We start from the raw sequence: 2,818 nt of genomic DNA, 5'->3' as shown, positions 1-2,818 counted from the left end.
GGTGTAGACGAGCGACAAAGGCCGCCGGCCCCTTGGCCGGCGGCCTTTGCTTATGGCCTGGCCCTGCCCCCGTACCGATAAGTGACTCCATGCCACATGTTCGTGCCCACCTATTGCTGGTGCTGTTCACGGTAATCAGCCTCCCATGGCAGGACGGTCGCGTGATAGTGGGCCTGTTGGTCCTGCTACTGGCTTGGCATCTGTGGCAGGGGGCGGCTGCCATGACCAGCCTGGGGCGCGGGGTCTGGCGCCTGAAATGGCTGCTCCTCGGCCTCATGCTGGTTTATTTGTGGTTGCCTGGGCGGGAGCCACTCGCGGATGCCTGGTGGCCGGCAATGGAGCGGGGCCTGGTGTTGCTGGCCATGTTTGCCAGCGTACACACGCTCCTGTTTTCCACCCCGCCGGACCGGCTTGGCGCTGCTCTTGCCGAAGGGTTGAGCCCGCTGGATCGTGTCCATTTGCCGGGATCCATTTTTGCACGGCGGCTGGCCATGCTGCTGGCGCAAGCCGTGGAAGAGCGCCGTTCCCTGGCGCAAGACACAGTCGGCGGCGGTGGCTGGTTCAGTTGGATTCCGCGCCGACTGGCCGGGGAGATACGACGGATGGAGGCCCGGGCCGCGGAGCCGGCGGACGATTTTCCGCCCCTGCCAGACCTGGGGCCCACCCCGTGGCATGACTGGCTAATATGTATCCTCGCCGCGCTGGCCTTGCTGACTCTGCTATGGATCTGACTGGATAATCACGCGATGACGACTGACAAGGGACAGATGTGGGTGGCCGGCCTGGAGTACGACGGCAGCGGTTTCCGGGGCTGGCAGGCCCAGCAGCCGGGGGTTCGCACGGTGCAGGAAGTGTTGACCGCTGCCTTGTCACGGGTGGCTGACCACCCGCTGGAGGCGGTTTGTGCCGGACGGACCGATGCTGGCGTTCATGCACTGGGGCAGGTGGTACATTTTCAGAGCCCCGCGCCGCGGCCTCCTCGGGCCTGGCTGCTGGGCTGCAACAGTGCCTTGCCCGATGACGTCAATCTTCGCTGGGTCGAGCCCGTCGATGACGACTTTCATGCGCGTTACTCGGCGCACTCGAGAAGCTATCGTTATGTGTTCTGGAATCGCCCGGCACGGACTGCCCTGGGCCGTCAGCGGGCCTGCTGGGTTTACCATCCTCTGGATGCCGCCGCCATGCATCGGGCGGCCCAGGCGCTGATCGGGGAACACGACTTCAGTGCCTACCGTGCGGTTGCCTGCCAGTCGCCAACACCCATGCGTTTCGTGGAAGCCATTTCGGTCCAACGGGAGGGTGACCTGGTGGTCATGGATATCCGCGCCAATGCCTTTCTGCATCACATGGTCCGCAATATTGCCGGGGTCTTGATGGCGGTCGGCAAGGGGGATGCGGAGGAATCATGGCCGGCCGATGTGCTGGTCGGCCGGGACCGGACGCGCGGGGGCGTGACGGCGCCAGCGGAGGGGCTTTATTTCCACGGTGTTCGCTATCCCGATTTTCCCGCCATTGACCGCCTCAGCAAGCCTTCTCATGAGCCCATGTTGCCGGGGCCGGCCATCCCGGGGCAGTGAGTCCGGGTCGGCTTTCTGTTAAGGTTGAAGGCATGTGCCTGCCTATCCCGGCAGTTTCCTTATAAACAGCGATAATTTGCGCGGCAGAGGCAGCCTGCTCCACATGCAGCCCCGAGTGAAGATCTGTGGCATCACCACGGCCGAACAGGCCCGCTGGGCTGCCGAGTCCGGCACGGACGCCATTGGTCTGGTCTTTCACGAGCCAAGCACTCGCGCCGTCGGGATACAGCAGGCCGCCGACATCATTGCAGCCATACCGGCCTATGTTTCCGTGGTCGGATTGTTCATGAACCCGGATGCCGCCCAGGTGCGGACGGTGCTCGAGCGACTGCCGCTGGAAATGCTGCAGTTTCACGGCGAGGAGAGTGCCGATTTCTGTCGCCGCTTTGGCCGTCGCTACGTCAAGGCCGTGGGCATGTCCGGGGAACTGGATCCGGTGAAGGCCAGTCAGCTCTATCCGGATGCTGCCGCTCTACTGGTGGATAGCCATGCCGGCCGCCGTGCCGGTGGTACCGGTGAGCGTTTTGACTGGAGTCGATTGCCTTCTCGGCCCGATTTTGATCTGGTCCTTGCGGGCGGTCTGGCTCCAGGCAATGTCGCCGAGGCGATTCGCGTCGTCCGGCCCTGGGCGGTGGATGTCAGTTCCGGCGTGGAATCGGTGCCGGGCCAGAAAGATCCGCAATTGATGTCGCGATTCATAGAAGAGGTGCAAGGTGTCGGCCAAAGCAAAGAATCTGAGTGAGCTTCCCCCAAACGGATACCGACAGCTGCCCGACGCACGAGGGCATTTCGGCATATTTGGCGGCAGTTTCGTGTCTGAGACCCTGATGGGGCCGGTGGAGGAGCTGCGACAGGCGTACGAATCGGCACGCCAGGACCCGGCGTTCCAGCGTGAAATTGCCCGCGAGCTGGGGCATTTCGTGGGTCGTCCCACCCCCCTGTATCCCGCTGATCGCCTCAGCGAATGGGCCGGCGGAGCCCGTATCTGGCTGAAACGGGAAGACCTTTGCCATACCGGTGCCCACAAGGTGAACAACACCGTGGGGCAGGCCATTCTTGCCCGACGGATGGGCAAGCCGCGGGTGATTGCCGAAACCGGGGCCGGTCAGCATGGTGTCGCATCGGCTACCGTGGCAGCCCGGCTGGGCCTGGAATGCGTGGTCTACATGGGCGCCGAGGATATGCGTCGCCAGGAAGCCAATGTCTTCCGGATGCGACTCCTGGGCGCCAAGGTGGTGCCG

3 protein-coding genes and 1 pseudogene are annotated in these 2,818 nt (G+C 63.9%); all 4 read left to right on the top strand.

The annotated features are described in order from the left end of the window. Window positions 1-731, top strand: a pseudogene (locus ACJWXQ_RS01195) (hypothetical protein); the annotation flags it as partial. A 15-nt stretch (window positions 732-746) separates the two neighbouring features. Further along, window positions 747-1,577 (top strand): tRNA pseudouridine(38-40) synthase TruA, encoded by an 831-nt coding sequence (truA, locus tag ACJWXQ_RS01190; RefSeq protein ID WP_346049845.1) that lies wholly within the window; start codon window positions 747-749, stop codon window positions 1,575-1,577. Between the two features lie 103 nt (window positions 1,578-1,680). Continuing rightward, window positions 1,681-2,319: a phosphoribosylanthranilate isomerase gene (locus ACJWXQ_RS01185; protein WP_406671975.1), complete on the top strand. Its 639-nt coding sequence runs from the start codon at window positions 1,681-1,683 to the stop codon at window positions 2,317-2,319. Between the two features lie 85 nt (window positions 2,320-2,404). Continuing rightward, window positions 2,405-2,818, top strand: a 414-nt coding sequence (locus ACJWXQ_RS01180; protein WP_406671976.1) for a pyridoxal-phosphate dependent enzyme, incomplete at its 3' end; no start/stop codon positions are given.

The sequence above is a fragment of the Natronospira sp. genome (assembly GCF_007134575.1).
Classification (GTDB): Bacteria; Pseudomonadota; Gammaproteobacteria; order Natronospirales; family Natronospiraceae; genus Natronospira; species Natronospira elongata.
The sequence above is the reverse complement of the archived record's forward strand: the minus strand, read 5'-3'. Positions and strand labels throughout refer to the sequence as shown.

What these genes read in the sequence shown, in the direction of transcription:
- ACJWXQ_RS01185 (WP_406671975.1), top strand. Translation starts at nt 1,681, where the DNA reads ATGCAGCCCCGAGTGAAGATCTGTGGCATCACCACGGCCGAACAGGCC.
- truA (WP_346049845.1), top strand. Translation starts at nt 747, where the DNA reads ATGACGACTGACAAGGGACAGATGTGGGTGGCCGGCCTGGAGTACGAC.